Origin of the sequence: Marivita sp. (assembly GCF_020055635.1) — a bacterium.
Lineage (GTDB): Bacteria > Pseudomonadota > Alphaproteobacteria > Rhodobacterales > Rhodobacteraceae > Marivita.
Window position 1 is genome coordinate 142031 of record NZ_JAIPUT010000001.1, and the last position, 18757, is coordinate 160787.

An 18757-nucleotide genomic window follows, 5' to 3' on the forward strand; every position below is an offset into this window, starting at 1 on the left:
GCATCTGCTTGCCCGCCTCGCACACAGCCCATATGTCACAGGGGAACGACTGGCCTTGCAGAGCCTTGTGGCGATGTAAGGTCAGGGAAATACACTGTCAATGTCGCCCCGTTGCGCGGGCGGCTCTGGAAGGAACAAACATGACGAATCTCATCACGAAAATGTCTGCAGGCGCGTTCGCCCTGATGCTGGCTCTTCCGGTTCAGGCGCAGGACACGCTGAGTGCCGACTCCGTGGTGGCCACGGTCAACGGCACAGAGATCACGCTGGGTCACATGCTGATGGTGCGGGCGTCGCTGCCGGACCAGTACCAGCAGCTTCCCGACGAAGTCCTGTGGGACGGCATTCTCGACCAGATCGTGCAGCAGACCGTTCTCAGCCAGCAGGACGCAGCCGAAGAAACCCGCCGGATCGAGCTCGCGCTCGACAATGAACGGCGCGCTCTTCTGGCCGCCCAGGTCATCGAAGGCATCGTCGATGACGCCGTGACGGATGAGGCCATCCAGGACTACTACAACGCCAACTATGTCGAAGGCGAAGCCACCGAGGAATACAACGCGTCACATATCCTGGTCGGATCGCAGGATGAAGCCGCCGAAATCATCGAAGTCCTCGAGGGCGGCGCGGATTTCGCCGAGGTTGCAGCCGCGGAATCGACCGGCCCGTCCGGCCCCAATGGTGGTCAGCTTGGCTGGTTCAGCGCGGGCATGATGGTTCCGGAATTCCAGACCGCCGTCGAAGATCTCGAGGTTGGTGAGCTGTCCGAACCTGTCGAGACCCAGTTCGGCTGGCACGTCATCAAGCTGAACGAAAAGCGCACCCAGCAGGCACCCGAGCTTGAAGCCGTGCGCGCGGAAATCGAAAATGCGCTCAGCCAAGAGGTCGTCACCCAGACGATCGAGGATCTGACCAGTTCCGCCGACGTCACGCGGACCGGCCCGGAAGAGGTCGACACGTCCGTCCTCAGCAATCTCGATCTCCTGGAGGACTGACCCTTGGCCAAGATCACATCGGTATCGCCCCTGGCGCCAAAGCAGTTTCCGGACCTGCCCGCCATCAAGGGCGCGCGTTTCGCAACCGCTGCGGCGGGCGTGAAATATGCCGGGCGCACCGACGTGATGCTGGCCGTTCTCGATCCGGGAAGCCGCGTCGCGGGGGCCTTCACCAAATCCGCGACGCGCTCGGCCAACGTGCTGGACTGCCAGTCGAAGATCCGGCTGGGGGACGAGACCGGTGCGGCAATCATCGTCAATTCGGGCAATTCCAACGCCTTCACCGGCAAGGCCGGGGAAGAGTCGGTGCAGGCAATCTGCGCCGAGGTCGCCCGCGTCACCGGATTGCCTGCCACCCGCGTCTTCACAAGTTCCACCGGCGTGATCGGCGAACGCCTTCCGCATGACCGGATCAAGGCCAAGGTGCAGGACCTCTACGACAGCCTCGACGCCGACGCGCTGGCCTCCGCCGCCAAGGCGATCATGACCACCGACACATTCCCAAAGGGCGCGACCACCAGCGTCGATCTGCCGGGCGGAACCGTGACGATCGCGGGCATCGCCAAGGGCTCGGGCATGATCGCGCCCGACATGGCAACGATGCTGGTCTACATCTTTACCGATGCGAAGATCGCGCAGGCCGACCTGCAAACGCTGGTCTCGGACCTGAACGAAAAGACCTTCAACAGCATCACCGTCGACAGCGACACCTCCACCTCCGACACGCTTCTGGTCGGCGCGACCGGCGCATCCGGCGTGTCCGTCACCGCAAGTGACACCGCCTTCCGCGACGGGCTGCACCACGTCATGCAGGACCTCGCGCATCAGGTCGTGCGCGACGGCGAAGGCGCGACCAAGTTCGTGCAGATCACCGTCACCGGGGCCTTGAACGACGCCGATGCCAAGACACACGCCATGTCCATCGCAAACTCGCCGTTGGTCAAAACCGCCATCGCGGGCGAGGATCCGAACTGGGGCCGCGTCGTCATGGCGATCGGCAAATCCGGTGCCCCCGCCGACCGCGACACGCTGAGCATTTCCTTCGGCGATGTGCAGGTCGCCCGGAATGGCTGGGTCGACCCCGACTACCGCGAAGAGCAGGGCGCCGCGATCATGCAGCAGCAGGAAATCGACATGACGGTCGACCTGGGTATGGGAACAGGCGCCGCCACGGTCTGGACCTGTGACCTGACGCATGGTTACATCACGATCAACGCCGACTACCGGTCGTAACTGATGAATATCGTGCTGGTTTCCGCCGTCGCCCTCATCGACCCCGACGGCCGCATCCTTCTGGCGCAACGTCCCGAAGGCAAATCCATGGCGGGCCTGTGGGAATTCCCCGGTGGCAAGGTCGAATCGACCGAAACCCCCGAACAGGCGCTGATCCGCGAATTGCAGGAAGAGCTGGGCATCGACACTTGGGAAAGCTGCCTTGCCCCGCTCACCTTTGCCTCGCACAGCTACGAGACATTCCACCTGCTGATGCCGCTCTTTGCCTGCCGCAAATGGAAAGGCACTCCCGAATCGAAAGAGGGGCAGGCGCTCAAGTGGGTGCGTGCCAACCAGCTCAGGGACTACCCCATGCCACCGGCGGACGTGCCCCTGATACCGATTCTGCGCGACTGGCTCTGACCCGGGTACAACATTCGTGCATTAGCTGTGCCGCACCGCAGTTTTTTTGTGGCAAAGATTTTCGCGACGCCGTATTCAGGGCCAGTCAAAACTTGGGGGAGATTTGGCATGTTGAAAACAATCATCATCGGAAGCTGTATGTCCGTGCAGGGGATTCTGGAAAGAAGCCTGCCTGACGGGCGGATCTGCGTCCGTGTCGGGAATCGAATCTTCACGGGTTTGCCAGTCCTGAAATCCGCGTAAACCACTTACGCGATGGCAAAATGAAAAAGGGCAGCGTCACCGCTGCCCTTTTCTGTTTCCTGTGGTCTGTGCCCGGTGGGGGGCTCAGTCCAGCGCGCGTTCGACTTCCGTGCGCTCGAAGATCTCGATCACGTCGCCTTGACGGATGTCTTCGTAGTTCTCGAAGGCCATGCCGCATTCCTGGCCCGACTGCACCTCGGACACTTCGTCCTTGAAGCGCTTGAGGGTCTTCAGCGTGCCTTCGTGGATCACCACGTTGTCGCGCAGCAGGCGCACACCGGCGCTGCGGCGGGCGATGCCTTCGGTGACCAGACAGCCGGCAACCTTGCCCACGTTCGACACCTTGAAGACGTCCTTGATCTCGGCATAGCCGATGAAGGTCTCCTTGATCTCGGCGCTGAGCAGGCCCGAGGCCGCTGCTTTGACGTCGTCCACAAGATCGTAGATCACGCTGTAATAGCGGATTTCCACGCCCTTCTGGTTGGCGGTGTTCCGGGCCGACGTATTGGCCCGCACGTTGAACCCAAAGACCGGAGCCCCCGACGCTTCGGCCAGGCCGATATCGGTTTCGGTGATCGCGCCCACGCCGGAATGCAGAACCCGCACGCGCACTTCGTCGTTGCCGATCTTCTCCATCGCCTGAACGATGGCTTCGGCCGAGCCCTGCACATCCGCCTTGACCAGGATCGGAAGTTCCGAGACGTTCTCGTCTTCCTTGGCCTTCTGCATCAGCTGTTCCAGCGTCGTCGCCGCACCCGCTGCCGCGCGCTTTTCCTTGGCGACATTGGCGCGGTATTCCGCAATCTCGCGGGCCTGCGCTTCGGTCTCTGTCACGTTCAGGACGTCACCGGCCTCGGGAGTGCCGTTCAGGCCCAGGACCTCGACAGGCACCGACGGTCCCGCTTCCTTGACGCGTTCGCCCTTGTCGTTGATCAGCGCACGGACCTTGCCGTACTGCTCGCCGACGACAAAGATATCGCCCTGACGCAGCGTGCCGTTCTGAACCAGAACCGTCGCCACGGGGCCACGGCCCACGTCCAGCTGCGCTTCGATCACGGCCCCCATGGCGGCCCGGTTCGGGTTCGCCTTGAGTTCCAGGATCTCGGCCTGCAACGCGATCGCTTCCAGCAGTTCGGGCAGGCCCTTGCCGGTCACGGCCGACACTTCGACGTCCTGCACGTCGCCCGACATCTGCTCCACGACAACCTCGTGTTGCAGCAGGTCGGTGCGCACCTTGGTCGGGTTGGCACTTGGCTTGTCGACCTTGTTGATCGCCACGATCATCGGAACCTTGGCCGCCTTGGCATGCGCAATGGCTTCGATGGTCTGCGGCATCACGGCGTCATCCGCCGCAACCACCAGCACGACGATATCCGTCACCTGGGCACCGCGCGACCGCATCGACGTGAACGCCGCGTGGCCCGGAGTGTCGAGGAAGGACAGAACCGCCCCGTCCTTGGTGGTCACCTGGTAGGCGCCGATATGCTGCGTGATCCCGCCCGCCTCGCCAGAGGTGACGTTGGCATCGCGGATCGCATCCAGCAACGAAGTCTTGCCGTGGTCGACGTGTCCCATGATCGTGATGACCGGCGGGCGCGGCAGCAGATCGCTTTCCGCATCCGCGACTTCCTTGATCACGTCCTCCACGTCGGCATCGGACACGCGTGTGAGCGTGTGGCCGAATTCCTCGATGATCAGCTCGGCGGTATCGGCATCGATCGACTGGTTCTGCGTCGCCATGATGCCGTTGTTCATCAGCGCCTTGACGACATCGCCCACGCGTTCGGCCATCCGGTTGGCCAGTTCGGCCACGGTGATCGCCTCGGGCAGCTTGACGTCGCGCACGACCTTTTCGCGCGGCTGGCTTCCGCCCATGGCTTTCTGGCGCGCACGCTCCTGCTTGCGCTTCATCGCGGCCATGGACTTCTGACGTCCACCTTCGCCACCAAGCGCCTGGTTCAGCGTCAGCTTGCCGGACCGGCGACCACTGTCATCACCCTTGCGACGACCGCGATCGTCGCGATCTTTCTCGACCTTGCGGGCCGGGGTCTGCGACGGCTTGGGGCCACCCGAGGGCTGACGCGCGGCAGCCGGCTCGACCGGCGCAGCTGCGGCCTGCTTGGCCGCCTCTGCCGCTTCGCGCGCCTTGCGTTCCTCGTCGTCGGCCTTCTGCCGGGCACGTTCCTCGGCCTCGCGCTGTTCGCGCTCCTTGGCCTCCTTTTCGGCACGCATCCGCTCACGCTCTTCAGCGCGTGCCTTTTCCTCGGCCTCGCGCTGGGCCGCTTCTTCGCTTTCACGGGCCTTCGCAGCCTGTAGCGCCTTCAGACGGCGCTCCATCTCCGCGTCGGAAATGCCTGCCGGACGCTTGCTGCCCGCGGAAGGGGTCCCACCACCGGAAGACCCGCCAGATGCAGGTTTCGATGCGCCGGATTTCGGCACCACCACGCGCTTGCGCTTGGTCTCCACCACGACGTTTTTGGTGCGTCCGTGGCTGAAGCTTTGCTTCACGTTCCCGGATCGGGGACCGCCGCGCAAACCCAAAGTCTTTTTGCCGTCGTTATCGCTCATTTAGCTCTTTTTTCCTTCCCAGCAGCCCCTGCCGCTGTCTTTGCATCAGACGTTCCGATGCGAAAGCCCTTCAATCTTTGGGCTTCCTCTACAACACGTTGCGTGAGTCCACCAGCACCAAGCGCGGCGTGTATCACAGTTTGTCGCCCAAACGCCATTCCAAGCTCATCTGCCGTCAACCATCCGATGTAGTGGCCGTAATGCGGAGTACTGAGCTTGGACTTCCCGCGGCTCGACCCGTCTTCGGCCTGAAGCAGCACCTCGGCGATTTCCTTGGACAGGGAATCCTTGACTTTCTCGTAGCCTGAAACGGCTTGGCCAGATTTACGGCAAAGACTTATCAGATCGACAACACGGCGCGCAAGCTGCTGCTCAAGATCGCTGACAAGGCTGTCGGAAATGCGCAGGTCGGTGCGAGCCGCTCGAACAAACATGTTCTTCTTGACCGCTTTTTCAAGGGCCGCGCGGTCTGCCGTGACCCAAATTCCCCGACCCGGCAATTTGCCGGCCAGGTCGGGAACAAGCTGGGCGTCGGGACCGACGACAAAGCGGATCAATTCGGATTTCGGGCGCACCTCTCCGGTCGCAATGCATTTGCGTTCGGGGCCACTTTCCCGGTCCTTGTCCTTGCCGCCGCGTGTCACGTGTGTCGTCGCTCCCAGTTTTGCAGGTCAGGCCTGCTCTTCTTCCAGACCTTCAAGATCGTCGCCTTCGCCCTCTTCGGCACCTTCTTCGGCATCGTCTTCAAGCTCGGTCGGATCGACCCAGCCCAGAAGGACGCGCGCGGTCATCACCAGATGCTGCGCCTCTTCCAGCGACATTTCGAATGGCTCGAGCAGACCTTCGTCCTTGTGCCGTTCGCCATCCACCGTGGTCCAGCCACCGGCCAGTTCCCAATCCGCGCAGGTGGCGAAATCCTCGAGCGTCTTCACGCCGTCTTTCGCCAGCACCTCGACCATCTGCGGCGTCAGGCCCTCGAATTCGATCAGGCTGTCGTCCGCCCCCAGGGCGCGTGCGTTCTCAAGCGCCGCTTTCGCCTGCGCCTCTAGGTTCTCGCGGGCGCGGGTCTGAAGTTCGGCCGCCGTGCCTTCGTCGACGCCGTCGATCACCAGAAGCTCGTCCAGCTCGACATAGGCGACTTCTTCAAGCGTGGTGAACCCTTCGGCCACCAGCAACTGCGCGAAGAACTCGTCAAGGTCCAGCGTGTCCATGAACAGCTGCGTGCGCTCTTCGAATTCCTTCTGGCGACGCTGCGATTCCTCTTCCTCGGTCATGATGTCGATATCAAGCCCGGTCAGCTGCGACGCGAGACGCACGTTCTGACCACGACGGCCGATCGCCAGCGACAGCTGCTCGTCCGGGACCACGACCTCGATGCGCTCGGCGTCTTCGTCCAGAACCACCTTGCTCACCTCGGCGGGCTGCAATGCGTTCACGAGGAAGGTCGGCACGTCCTCGTTCCACGGGATGATGTCGATCTTTTCGCCCTGAAGCTCGTTCACCACGGCCTGAACCCGGCTGCCGCGCATGCCGACGCAGGCACCCACGGGATCGATCGATCCGTCATAGGAAATCACCGCGATCTTGGCGCGCGATCCCGGATCACGGGCGACCGCCTTGATCTCGATGATGCCGTCATAGATTTCCGGCACTTCCATCTTGAACAGCTCGGCCATGAACTCGGGCGCGGTACGGCTCAGGAAGATCTGCGGACCGCGGGTCTCGCGGCGCACGTCCTTGATGAAGCAGCGGATGCGGTCGCCATTGCGATAGCTTTCGCGGCCGATCTTCTCGTTGCGGCGCAGGATGCCTTCGCCCCGGCCCACATCGACGATGACGTTGCCGTATTCCTCGCGCTTGACCACACCGTTGATGATGGTGCCCGCCCGATCCTTGAATTCCTCGAACTGACGGTCGCGTTCCGCTTCGCGCACCTTCTGCAGGATCACCTGCTTGGCCGATTGCGCGGCGATCCGTCCCATCTCGACGGGGGGCACTTCCTCGACAAAGGTATCCCCGATCTTGGGATCATCCAGGTACTGCTTCGCCTGATCGACGGTCATCTCGGCCTGGTAGTTCTCAAGCTCGTCTTCGTCGACGACGGTGCGCACGCGGGTGAATGTCGCGCGGCCGGTCTTGCGGTCGATCGACACGCGGATGTCCATCTCGCTGCCGTAGCGGGATTTCGCCGCCCGCGCGAGGCTCTCTTCCATCGCTTCGACGACCAGACCGGGGTCGATCATCTTTTCGCGCGCCACCGCTTCGGCGGTCTGCAACAGTTCCAACTGGTTGGCGGAGGTGATTGCCATCGGTGTTACTCCTCTTCGGGCCCTTCGGCCTCGATCACGTCGTCAAAATTGTTTTCGTCAAAGCCTTGGGCCTTGCGCGCCTTCAGCATTTCCTTGATCAGCTCATCCGTCAGCACCAGCTTGGCATCCGACAGCCAGTCGAACCTGAGGCCAACCGTGCCCTCTTCGATATTGATCAGGACCTCGTCGCCCTCGACCCCGGCCAGCACACCCTTGAAGCGCTTCCGGCCGTCGATCATCTCCGAGGTTTCGATCTTGGCCTCATAGCCTTCGAATGTCTCGAAATCCTTGAGACGGGTCAAAGGCCGGTCGATGCCGGGCGATGACACTTCCAGCGTGTAGGTGTCGAGGATCGGATCCTCGACGTCCAGCGTGGCACTCACGGCGGTGCTGATGGCGGCGCATTCGTCCACCTCGATCCCGCCTTCGGGACGTTCGGCCATGATCTGCAATGTGGCCATCTTGCCGCTCATCAACCGGATGCGCACAAGCTCGAAACCCATGTCCTCGATGACAGGGGTGACGATCTCGGCCAGACGTCGGTCCATCGCGGCTTTTGCGATCAGGTCAGACATTGTCGTGTAGAACTCCAGACACAAAAAAACGGGCGCGCGGCCCGTTGAAGAATTCGGTGGGTGCCGACCTAAGCCAACACGCCGCTGTTGAGATGCATATATGGCGCTGATCCCGAGTCTGCAAGGGCTTTCCTCAGCCGCGATGCAGCACCCGTCCCGCGCCGCCAAAAACTGCACGCAGCACCGACGCCCGTGGCGATCACCGCCGACGGCATTGCCATCTGCGCGGGCGTCCCCGTGAAAGCCCGTGCAGGCCCACCTGCCTTCAGTAATCGCGTTCGAAAAACACGCCCACCGACGAATTGCCGGTATTGTCGACGCTGCCGCGAGCGGTGATTTCCGAGGTCACGTCAAGGTTCAGGTTGATCTCGGTCCGCCCGCCGCTTTCCACAACCACGTCGGAATAGACGTTGTCGGAAATATACTTGCCCGCGCGCACCGCCGTGCCGCCATCGTCGGTCTGGCTGACGTCAAGATCATCGAGCCCGAACCCGTCCCGCAGCCGCGACAGGATACCGACGCCGCCGCGCCCGGCCAGCACCGCCACCGCATTCGCCAGTTCCAGCGCCTGCAACGCCGACAGGTTCGACAGGTCGCGCCCGAACAGAAGCTGTGCCAGCACCTCGTCCTCCGGCAGCTCCGGTTCCGAGGTAAAGCTGATATCCGGCGACGACGCCGGGCCATCGAGGATCACCCGCACGGTGATCCCGTTGGCCTCGGTTTCGGCCACGAACCGCAGCACCGGGTTGAAACTGCCGCTCAGCTGGATGCGCCCCTCATTCAGGATGAACCGCTGGTTGAGGATATCCAGCCGACCGCGCACCAGCTCGAAACCGCCCTGTGGAATGATGTTCGAGGTCGGCCCGCTCAGCCGCAGCTCTCCCGCCAGTTCCGCATCGAGCCCGCGGCCGCGCACGAAGACCTGTCCCGGCGCACGCAGCGTCAGGTCAAGCCGGGTCGAGGACGGTCCGCGCCGTGCCTCCGGCGCACCGTTTTCGCCACGCCCGGTGAGTCCGGCACGGTCCAGTGTCCGCATGACGGGCCGCGTCGCACCCAGATGGTCGATCGGCGGAATCTCCCCGATCGACGAAATCCCGGTCGACGGAACCCGGATCTCGGTCTCGTTCAGCCGCAGATCGCCGCTGATCAACAGGTTGCGCCCGATCGGTCCGCTCAGGGAAATCGCGCCGTCGACGCTTGTGTCATAAAGTTCCGGATCGCGGATCCCGAATCGGTTGAGCGTCGCCGTCAGATTGGCGTCGAAACCGCTCAGCCCCAGACGACCGTTGACATCGACCGAACCACCGACATTGCTTTGCGCCGACAGCCCGATCTGTGCCGCGCCATTGTCCAGCCGGATCTGCCCGGTGATCGGCGTCAGGATGATCCCCAACGTCGGCGCGCTGAATTCGGCACCCACCGGAGTGATCGTTCCCGACAGGCTCGACAGGCCAAGCGGCCCGGCCAGCCGCAGGTCAAGATCGGCCCGCCCGTTCAGACGGCGTGGTTCGATGAACACGTTGGCAAGCCCCAGAGGCGCCGACCCGGCGATCCCGAGATTGGCCGTGCCGCCGTTGGCCACACGCCCGTCAATGGCAAGGGTCGTGCCGCCCGGACCGTCAAGGTCGATATCGACGCCAAAGCCGTCGCTGCGCTGCGACACCGTTCCGTCGACCACCAGCGCGCCCTGGAAATCCGGCGCGATCAACCCGACATTCGCCAACCGCGCGGTGATGTCCAGATTGCTCAACGGTCCCGACACCCGTGCCGTGATCTCGGGGTTCTGCACCTCCGCCGAGATGCGGCCCAAGGCGCCGTCCTGACCGGTGGCGCTCACGTCAAACCGCGTCACGCCGCGCAGAAGCTGGTCAACCGTGGCGTTGCCGATCCCAAGCCCGGACCCCTGTCCGCTGGCGCTCACATCGAAATCGCCGCTTGCCGCATAGGTGCCGTCCACGTCGATCGACGCCTGCCCGCGCAGCGGCTGGCCCGCGAGACCCGACAATGGTGCAAGGCTGTCCGCCACCAGCGACAGCGCGAATTGCGCATCTGGCGCGCTCAGCGTCTGTGTCACCATGGCGGACCCGGTCGCTTCGAGAACGCCGGTCTCAAGCTGAATCCGCTGCACCGTCAGGCGTTCGTTCTCCTGCTGCCAGTCGAACATCACCTGCGCCACCGGGTTCGCGCCGACGGCCTGCGAGACCCGCGCATCGGCCAGCCGCAGGCGTGTTCCATCGACCCTGAGATCGCCTCCGGCCGTCACCAGCGCCCCGCTTTCGGCCTGCTGGATCGTGCCATCCCCGACCAGCTCCAGCACACCCGCCGACACCTGGGGCGAGTCCAGATCGCTCAGCCGGATCTCGGCATCCCATGTCCCGTCGGCACCACCCGTGGCGGTGATCTCCACCGCGCCGCTGTCAAGCTGCATGCCCCCCGCGAAGGGCAGGCGCACCGGCTGGTTCTGGTTCGACAGGTCCGCGGTCAGCTCGAGATTGCGCAACTGCGTGCCCGACAGCATCGCCACGCCGTCGATGACAGCCGCCCCGGCGGCCTCACCCGGATACACCCGGTCGAGATTGCTGATCGCGCCGTCAAAGCGCAGCGAGGTGTCCTCGCTGGTGATGTTGCCGGCCGCCTCGATATTTGCCGCGGGCGTCACCACCCGCGCGGTGCGGATGGTCGTGCCGGTCTCGTCGCGCCGCACGTCGATCCGCGCCGACCCGACACCGGACAGCAACCGGTCCACCACGTCCTGCCCGATCGTCAGGTCAAGCGTCGTGCCGTCGATCACGATATCGGCCATACCCGAAACCGGCGCGACGCTGCCGTCGATCTGGACGTCTACCCGCCCGGACAGGTCACGCCCGGCCAGCGCGGAAAACCGTGCGATGTCCTGTGCCACCAGCCGCAGGTCCAGAGTCAGCGGCATCGTGTCTTCCGCAGTCCAGGTCGCGGTTCCGTTCAGCCCGAAATCCTCGCCATTGGCTTCAAGCCCGGTCACCCGCACCGGCTCACCGCTCTGGTAATCGACCCGTGCCGCGCCGGACAGGTCGGTGCCGACGGCCTCGGCCAGCGCCGGATCCACCAGTGCGAGGTCCTCGGCGGCCCAGGTGACGTCGAGCCCAAGCTCGCCGTCCTCGGAAAAGCTCTGCTGGTCGATCTGCCCGCGCCCGGTGATCGTCAATACCTCCAGCGTCGCCGCCGGGTTCTCGAAATCCTCGAGCCGCGCGTCGAAGGTCAGATCGCCGTTCAACGCGGCGTCGAAGGTCACCGAAGACACCTGCGTGTCACCGCCGCCGAACGGCAGAACCACCGGTCCGCCCGCCGGATTGGCGACACGACCCTCCACATCCAGGGTTTCGGGCCATCCGCTTTCCGAAATCACCGCGCTCCCGGTCAGGGACAGGGCGTTCGCGGTCAGGGTGAAGTCGGGCAATTCGGTCCGCCCCGACGCGTCACGCACCACCCGCGCCTGCAGCCCGATATCGTCACCAAAGAACGCGCGGGTCTCTTCCGTCAAAAGCGGTGTCGGATCGCCGTCGATGTCGACACGGATGTCGAATCCGCCGGTCTCTTCCGGCGCCAGAACCTCCACCGTCCCGGTAATGCGCGGCTCGCCTTCCGTGGCGAGCGCGATGTCGGCGGTGAAGTCGTCGATCGGCCCTTCGCCGGTCACGGTCAGCGCCACGGAGGGCGCGCCGGGAATGCCCAGCAACGTCGCCGCCAGCCCGCCTTCGGCTTCCTCGGCGTTCAGGTCGACGGCCAATTGCCGCGACGACGGATCATAGCTTGCGGCCAGCTGGATCTGCGCCTGCTTGCCGTCCACGCGCTCCAAGCCAAGCTGCAGGTCGACACCGCCACCAGCCAGGGTCGCCGACCCGTTGACCGTGAACGCGGCTTCCTCGCCCAGCACCGGCGCGCCAAGCTGCACCGATTGCAGCGCGAATTCCGCGATCCGAACTTCGACCGGCAATTCCGGAATGCTGAACGGTTCGGCCTCGGCGCTGGGCACCTCCGGCCCCGCATCGGGCAGCCGCGACAACTCGACAGTCTCGGCGGTAAAGGACGTCACGTCGACGATTCCCCGAAACAGCGCCGCGCGATTCCAGTCCAGCACCACGTTCTCGGCCCGGAACCATTCGCCCTGATCGTCCGAGATCGCCAGCAGGTCGATCGACGCCTGGCTCGACAGCGCGCCCTGAAACCCCCGGATCCGCACATCGCGCCCGGCGCCCGACAGCGCGTCCTGCAACAGCCCGGCCAGGTAGCCGGGGTCCTCGTCGTCCTGCGCGAACGTGACCAGCGGCCACCAGAGAAAGATCAAGAGGGCGGCGAAAAAGCGCATTTCAGAAAGCCTGACCGATACCGATGTAGAATTGATATTCCTGCCCGGCATCATCGCCGGTCACAGGGGTTGCGACATCCACCCGGATCGGTCCGATCCCGGTATTGTAGCGCAGGCCGATCCCGGCCCCCGCATGCCAGTCGCTGTCTCCGGCAAAGCCGCTCTCCTCGGTGATGAACCCGGCATCGTAAAAGCCGACCAGCCCGATATTCTCGCGCACCGTCGCGCGCAGCTCGGCCGAGATCGCGGCAAAGCTCTGCCCGCCGGTGAATTCGCCATTGCTCGCGGTCACGCCCAGCGACTGGTACGCATGTCCCCGCACCGTGCCGCCGCCGCCCGAATAGAACAGGTAATCCGGCACCGTGTCCTCGATGTCCGGCCCCCAGACCGACCCGAGCTGCGCCCGCCCGGCCAGAACGAACCGGTCCTCGGCGCCAAGCCCCGCATAGGCTCGCGCATCCGACGTGAACCGCACCCCGCTTTCGGTGTCGTCAAGCCCCAGGAACGGCGTGCCGGTGGCCGAGATGTAGAACCCGCCCGTCGGGTTGAGCGTACTGTCGCGCGTGTCATAGGTCGCGCCGAGTGTCGCCGTCAGCAGCTGGAAGGTGCGTTCGCCGAATGCATCGTCCGTGTCGATATAGCGATAGCCCAGCCCGAACGTGCCTGTCAGTTCATCGGAAAACCGATGCGTCAGCCCCGACGAAATGCTGGCCTGGTTGCTGCTGAAACCGGGCTCGTTCAGCTGTTCGATGGTCGCGGTCAGGTAGAACTCGGTATCCGGCGTAAAGGTGGCGGGCCGCCCGTATGTCAGGTTCAGCTTGTAGTCGATTTCCTCGCCATCCATGCCGATGCCCGACACTTCGCCTTCGACCCGCAGCCGCTCCGCCCCCTGGAACAGGTTGCGATGCAGCCAGAAGGCGCTGATCTTGCCGCCATCCTGGGTCGACAGTTCGGCGCCAAAGCCGAACCGGCGCGGTTTCTGCTCGGCCACCTGCAAGGCAAGGTCCAGCGACCCGTCCGCGTTCGGGGTCTCGGCTTCGGAAATCGCCACCGAACTGAAGACCCCCGTCTGGCGCAGACGCCGCTCGGCCTGGGTGATCTCCTCGGGGTCGAACACCTCGCCCTGCGGGATGCCCGCGATTTCACGGATGCGCGTCCGGCGCACCCCCTCGTTGCCGGTCACCACGATATCGCCGAAGCGCAGGCGCGGACCCGGAGCCAGCCGCAAAACAACATCCAGCTCCTGTGCCGGATGGTCCGCCGTGATCTGCTGACTGGCCAGTTCCGCCTTGGCATGACCGGTCTCGCGCCAGCCCCGGATACCGGCCTCGGTCGCTTCGCGGATCGGGGCGGTGCCGGCGCGTGCACCGACGCGGAAGGTTTCGGGAATCTCGGTGCCTTGTGCAAGCGGCGCGATCTCGGCGCGGCCGAACTTGAACCACGGACCCGGTTCGATGTCGACGGCGATGCGCTCGATCGACGCCGGCGCATCGAAGGGCGAAATATTGGCCGCCTCGCGCCCGTCGATCGTGATCGACACCACCGGCCCGAACCGGCCATTGCCGTAAAGCGCGGAAACGATCCGTCCATAATCCGCCTGCGCCGCGGCAAGCAGCGCCTGTGGCGTGCTGTCTTCGCTGTCCAGCAAGCCGACCAGAGACATCGCCCCCCGGACCTCGCTGCGCAGGTCATCCCCCCCGCGGGACAGGTTGACGTCAAGATCCTGTGCTGCGCTTGCGACCGGGGCGACCACCAAACACACGCACAACATCCTGCGTTTCAGTTGGATCATTTCCGCTAAACCTCGTGTTTCACATTCTGACCCTAACAGGGCCTACCCGATTTGCGCAAACGGGTTCCCTGAAAACTGGTGCGCAATCGCGCCGTGTCGACAGGTTTCGCAAAAAGACGCGCATGGTATGGGGACACCATGCGCGCGAGGTGCAGAGCGTCAAAGGACCCATGACGCTCCGTCTGTCCGGCGGCGTTCAGTACCGCGCCAGTGTATATCCCCGATGCCGCAGGCAGGGCAGGGCATAGGCCCGCGCCGTGCCGCGCCGCGTCTCCACATTCATGCGGCAGGCCTTCGGCAGAGACCGCACGCTGATGTTGTTGCGCTCGAGGCACCGCCCCATGATGACGCGGTTGACCCGACCGCCCTCGATCTGCCTGACACAACCCGCCGGAAGCGCCGCGGCCCGGTCGCGATGCGGTTTGCCACGCGGAACGAGTTTCGGCGGCGAACTCTGGTGGTGGTAGACCTTTGGCTTCGGATCGTGCCGTGTCACGACCTTGCGCCGGTCGTCATCATCGTCGTCGTCCCGCGCGTTCTGGATTGCCTTGCCGATGATGAAGATCGTGGCGGCCCCGGCCAGAAGCCGCGCGATATCCTCTTCGGTGGCAGCCCGCGCAGGGGCGGCCGAGAACGCGGCGATTGCGGTTGAAGCAGCAAGGACTGCGGCAATGAATCTGCGTGACATGGTTGGGTTCCTTTCCCTGTCTGAAGCCAGCGATGGCGTGGTTCGGGGCAGGGGCATGACACCGCTGCCTGTGCCCTCCATCTCGGGCGGCCTGGGAAAGTCAGGCAATATCGCCCCCCGGTTATCCGATAGCGGCAGCCGCGTTATTGTATTTCCGCGATCTTCGCCGCAGTTTGACGCCATGAAACACATTGTCCCCCTTCTGGTCTGCGCCGTGCTGGCCTTGCCCGCCACGGCGCAGGCCGCGTGTTACGCCGATTACAAGGCGAAACAGGATTCGCCGCTGCGCCTGCATTACGGCGTGGCCGAGATCTCCGAGCCCTGCACCCCCGCATCCGCACGGCAGCAATTGCAGACGCGGCTTGAACAGGCTGGCTGGACGCTGCTCAATGTGGTGTCGGTCTTCGACGAAACAGGGCTTGCCGAAAGGAAAGACAGTGCCGGACCAAACTTCCTCCGCTACTGACGCGCGCCGCTCCGGCACCCGGATCGTCGTCATCGGCATCAGCGCGATTGTCGCCCTGCTTCTGCTGGCCGGTGTCTTTCTTGTGGTCACGCTGCCCGACGCCAACGCCTTCAACGCCCGGGTCGAACGTATTTTTGTCGAAAACGACAACCTGACCTCGCTGGCCGAGGTCAAGCTGCTCGAGATCCTCGCCCAGTCCGGAACCGCCTTTTCCGACACGCTGGCGGGCTACCGCACGACAATCTTCGTTCTGCTGGTCTTCGCCACCGCCATGTTGATCGCGGCCTTGGTGTTTCTGGTGATGCTGGTCCTGCTGAACCGCCGCATGGCCCAGATCGAACGGTCTGGCATCCAGGTCAACTCCCTGATCGTCAGCCGCGAGGAAAACACCGTCTACCTGAACACGATGGGGTTCAGGCTGACCGATGCGATGATGGAGACCATTGCGATTCTCGCCGAGGCCCGTCTTGACGACGAATTGCTGTCCGGTGCCCAGATCGAGGCGATCATTTCCGGCCGGCTCGAAAGCGATTGCGACGAGGCCGCAGGGGCCACCCGCATCAAGCGCCTGCGCGACGGGTTGGGCAACCAGCTGGTCAGCGAATTGCTGATCAAGAACATTGCCCGCCGGGGATACATGCTTGCCATCGACAAGGACGTGATCGAGGTGCTGTGACCCAACCGGATGTCGCGATGTGCAATCCGTTCCGGGATCGCGGAAATCCCGGAATGTGAGGGCCATTCGGAATCTGCCAAATCTCCGGACCATCCGGGCAGATGATCCGCAGACTCGCCGTCACGCCCGGGAGACCTTTCCGAAGCGTACGGTTGACCCGCATCCGTACGGATCAGCCGTACGCCTCGCGGGGTGCATCCGTACGGGTCTGCGGTGCACCGGACTGACGTGAGGGGGAGCCAGGCCAAAACCACAACATCTGGACAAAAGACGCGGCGATGCCATAGCCAATCGTACGTTTCAGCCCCGCAGCCGTACGAACCGGACGGTTCACTCAGCGATAGACCAGCTGTTCCGCAATCTGCCCGTGCAATTCCGCCCCGGCGCCCAGCACGCCCGCGGTCTGCGGAATCCGGTTGTTGAATCGCAGCGGATATCCATGCCGGTCAGTCACGGTCGCCCCGGCCTCTGACAGGATCAGCGCCCCTGCGGCGATATCCCATTCCCAACTTGGTCGCAGCGTCAACATCGCATCATAGCGCCCTTGTGCCACCAGGCACAGCCGATAGGCGAGCGAGGGGCGATGCGACCGGGCAAAGCCGGGCACGGCATCGCGCCAGTGAATGGGGTCCATGTTCGGCTTGGTGGCCAGAACCCGAGCATCGTCAATTTCCAATACATCAGAAACACTTAGCTGTTCCCCGTTGCAAAACGCACCTTGCGTGATGCTCGAGGAATAGAGCAAATCCATTTCCGGAAGGTAAACGACTCCCGCCGAGACAACGCCGTTTTCGACCATCGCCAGCGAATGCGCCCAGGTTGTTTCGCCGGCGATGAAACTGCGCGTCCCGTCGATCGGATCGACGATGAAAAGCCGGTTCTTGTCCAGACGGTCCGGCGTGTCGCGCGTCTCTTCGCTGAGCCAGCCATACTCCGGCCGCGCCGCCTTGAGCATATCGCGCAACGCCAGGTCCACCGCGTAATCCGCCTGCGTCACCGGCCCCGCATCATCCGGTTTATGCTCTACATTCAAGCCCTTGGCCTTGTGATGCAGGGCAATCTCGCCCGCCTGTCGCGCGGCGTCGATCAGAAGGTCAAGATCACTCTCCGGCAAGCGTCAGCCCTTCAACCAGAAGCGATGGCACAACCCGGCTCAGCCATGGGCGGGCATCATTGGCAGGCCTAATTTTCTTCAACATTTCAATAAGGTTACCCGCAATCGTCACGCCACTGACCGGATAGGCCACTTCGCCGTTCTCGACCCAGAAACCCGCCGCCCCCCGCGAATAATCGCCGGTGTTCGGGTTGATCGTCGACCCGATCATCGACGTCACCACAAGCCCGGTTCCCATCTCAGCGATCAACCCGGCGCGGTCCGTAACCCCCTGAGTCAGAACCACATTCGATACGCTGGGCGATGGCCCGCCCGTGGTGCCGCGCGATGCGTTGCCGGTCGGATCAAGCCCCAGCTTGCGCGCCGTCGCGAGATCAAGCGTCCAGCCCGTCAACACTCCGTCGCGGACGATGTCGCGCTTCTGTGTCGCCAGACCTTCGGCATCGAAGGGACGCGATCCGCCGACCCGCACGCGATGCGGGTCTTCGGTCAGGCTAAGTCCCTGAGGCAGAACCTCTTTTCCCAGCAGGTCCAGTGCCCAGGAAGACCGCCGCGCAATCGAGGCGCCGTTGATCGCCATCAACAGGTGCCCGATCAGCGACGACGAAATCCGTTCGTCGAACAGCACGGGGTAGGCCCCCGTCTTGGGTTTGCGCGGGTTCATCCGCTCGACCGTGCGCTCGGCCGCGGTTTTGCCAATATCCTGTGCCGAGCGCAGATCGGTTTGGAAAATCCGCTGATCCCCGTCGTAATCCCGTTCCATTCCGGTGCCTGTCCCGGCGATGGCGACACAGGACACGGACCGCGAAGACCGTTGATATCCCCCGGAAAATCCGTTGCTTGCCGCCAAGTGGATGGCCTGCGACCCATAGCCCGCCGACGCCGCCGAAACCTGCGTGATGCCGTCTACCGCCAATGCCGCGCTTTCGGCATTGCGCGCGTCCTGCTCCAGGTCCGCAGGTGACGGCTCGGGTGTTGGATCATACATCTCCAGCCACTCGGATGCGCGGTTCGTGGCAAGCTGATCCGGGTCTGCCAAGCCCACATATGGGTCTTCCGGCGCCTCCCGCGCCATCGCGACTGCACGGTCCGCCATGATGGCAAGGCTCTCCTCCCGCACGTCCGAGGATGACACGTTCGCCACGCGCTGGCCGACAAACACCCGCAGTCCGATGTCGGTGGATTCCGACCGTTCGGCCTGTTCCAGAACACCGCCCCGCACGTCGATCGACATGGAATTTCCCTGAACTGCCAGCACATCGGCGGCATCCGCCCCGGCGGCCTTGGCGCGCTGCAACAGGCGTTGCGTCAGGTCATCAAGCGTGTCTGTCATGGGAACTCCGGTGCGTGGTTG

Annotated in this window: 14 protein-coding genes; 5 read left to right on the forward strand and 9 right to left on the reverse strand. The window is 64.0% G+C overall.

Features of this window, described 5'->3' with window-relative positions; all coding sequences use genetic code 11:
• Window positions 1–140: 140 nt before the first annotated feature.
• From LCF60_RS00640 to mutT, 3 genes are read left to right on the forward strand one after another with little or no spacing between them, the layout of a single operon-like run.
• On the forward strand, window positions 141–992 hold the full coding sequence (locus LCF60_RS00640) for a peptidylprolyl isomerase (RefSeq protein ID WP_292289072.1): 852 nt from the start codon (window positions 141–143) through the stop codon (window positions 990–992).
• A gap of 3 nt (window positions 993–995) precedes the next feature.
• Window positions 996–2225 carry a bifunctional glutamate N-acetyltransferase/amino-acid acetyltransferase ArgJ gene (gene argJ, locus LCF60_RS00645; RefSeq protein WP_292289073.1) on the forward strand — a complete coding sequence of 410 codons (1230 nt, stop codon included), beginning with the start codon at window positions 996–998 and terminating at the stop codon, window positions 2223–2225.
• 3 nt (window positions 2226–2228) lie between these two features.
• Entirely contained in the window at window positions 2229–2627 is a 399-nt protein-coding gene (gene mutT, locus LCF60_RS00650) for an 8-oxo-dGTP diphosphatase MutT (protein WP_292289074.1), read from the forward strand.
• A gap of 327 nt (window positions 2628–2954) precedes the next feature.
• Here the strand turns inward: mutT and infB are convergent, their stop codons facing one another.
• From infB to LCF60_RS00685, 7 genes are all read right to left on the reverse strand, one after another.
• Complete coding sequence (gene infB / locus LCF60_RS00655) at window positions 2955–5438, reverse strand: translation initiation factor IF-2 (protein WP_292289075.1); 2484 nt, start codon at window positions 5436–5438, stop codon at window positions 2955–2957.
• Window positions 5435–6082 (reverse strand): RNA-binding protein, encoded by a 648-nt coding sequence (locus LCF60_RS00660; protein ID WP_292289076.1) that lies wholly within the window; start codon window positions 6080–6082, stop codon window positions 5435–5437. Before LCF60_RS00660 ends, infB begins: the two co-directional genes overlap by 4 nt.
• A gap of 27 nt (window positions 6083–6109) precedes the next feature.
• Window positions 6110–7747 carry a transcription termination factor NusA gene (nusA, locus tag LCF60_RS00665; RefSeq protein WP_292289077.1) on the reverse strand — a complete coding sequence of 546 codons (1638 nt, stop codon included), beginning with the start codon at window positions 7745–7747 and terminating at the stop codon, window positions 6110–6112.
• A gap of 5 nt (window positions 7748–7752) precedes the next feature.
• On the reverse strand, window positions 7753–8322 hold the full coding sequence (gene rimP, locus LCF60_RS00670) for a ribosome maturation factor RimP (RefSeq protein ID WP_292289078.1): 570 nt from the start codon (window positions 8320–8322) through the stop codon (window positions 7753–7755).
• A 265-nt stretch (window positions 8323–8587) separates the two neighbouring features.
• Window positions 8588–12646: a translocation/assembly module TamB domain-containing protein gene (locus tag LCF60_RS00675; RefSeq protein ID WP_292289079.1), complete on the reverse strand. Its 4059-nt coding sequence runs from the start codon at window positions 12644–12646 to the stop codon at window positions 8588–8590.
• 22 nt (window positions 12647–12668) lie between these two features.
• The gene (locus tag LCF60_RS00680) at window positions 12669–14429 is read right to left on the reverse strand and encodes an autotransporter assembly complex family protein (RefSeq protein ID WP_292289080.1); all 1761 of its coding nucleotides are present in this window, start codon (window positions 14427–14429) and stop codon (window positions 12669–12671) included.
• Window positions 14430–14655: 226 nt separating this feature from the next.
• Window positions 14656–15147 (reverse strand): hypothetical protein, encoded by a 492-nt coding sequence (locus LCF60_RS00685; RefSeq protein WP_292289081.1) that lies wholly within the window; start codon window positions 15145–15147, stop codon window positions 14656–14658.
• 181 nt (window positions 15148–15328) lie between these two features.
• Between LCF60_RS00685 and LCF60_RS00690 the strand changes: the two genes are divergently transcribed.
• A complete protein-coding gene (locus tag LCF60_RS00690; RefSeq protein ID WP_292289082.1) occupies window positions 15329–15613 on the forward strand; it encodes a hypothetical protein in 285 nt (94 codons plus the stop codon).
• Window positions 15585–16289, forward strand: a complete 705-nt coding sequence (locus LCF60_RS00695; RefSeq protein ID WP_292289083.1) for a hypothetical protein — start codon at window positions 15585–15587, stop codon at window positions 16287–16289. The genes LCF60_RS00690 and LCF60_RS00695 overlap by 29 nt, the downstream gene beginning before the upstream one ends.
• A gap of 334 nt (window positions 16290–16623) precedes the next feature.
• On the opposite strand, the gene LCF60_RS00700 is transcribed toward LCF60_RS00695, so the two are convergent.
• Window positions 16624–17403 (reverse strand): 3'(2'),5'-bisphosphate nucleotidase CysQ, encoded by a 780-nt coding sequence (locus LCF60_RS00700; protein ID WP_292289084.1) that lies wholly within the window; start codon window positions 17401–17403, stop codon window positions 16624–16626.
• Complete coding sequence (locus LCF60_RS00705) at window positions 17390–18736, reverse strand: TldD/PmbA family protein (RefSeq protein WP_292289085.1); 1347 nt, start codon at window positions 18734–18736, stop codon at window positions 17390–17392. The genes LCF60_RS00700 and LCF60_RS00705 overlap by 14 nt, the downstream gene beginning before the upstream one ends.
• Window positions 18737–18757 lie beyond the last annotated feature (21 nt).

Bases quoted from the DNA above. Each gene is read 5' to 3' on its own strand.
- LCF60_RS00640 (WP_292289072.1), top strand. From the start codon at position 141: ATGACGAATCTCATCACGAAAATGTCTGCAGGCGCGTTCGCCCTGATG.
- mutT (WP_292289074.1), top strand. From the start codon at position 2,229: ATGAATATCGTGCTGGTTTCCGCCGTCGCCCTCATCGACCCCGACGGC.
- infB (WP_292289075.1), bottom strand. From the start codon at position 5,438: ATGAGCGATAACGACGGCAAAAAGACTTTGGGTTTGCGCGGCGGTCCC.
- nusA (WP_292289077.1), bottom strand. From the start codon at position 7,747: ATGGCAATCACCTCCGCCAACCAGTTGGAACTGTTGCAGACCGCCGAA.
- rimP (WP_292289078.1), bottom strand. From the start codon at position 8,322: ATGTCTGACCTGATCGCAAAAGCCGCGATGGACCGACGTCTGGCCGAG.
- LCF60_RS00685 (WP_292289081.1), bottom strand. From the start codon at position 15,147: ATGTCACGCAGATTCATTGCCGCAGTCCTTGCTGCTTCAACCGCAATC.
- LCF60_RS00690 (WP_292289082.1), top strand. From the start codon at position 15,329: ATGAAACACATTGTCCCCCTTCTGGTCTGCGCCGTGCTGGCCTTGCCC.
- LCF60_RS00705 (WP_292289085.1), bottom strand. From the start codon at position 18,736: ATGACAGACACGCTTGATGACCTGACGCAACGCCTGTTGCAGCGCGCC.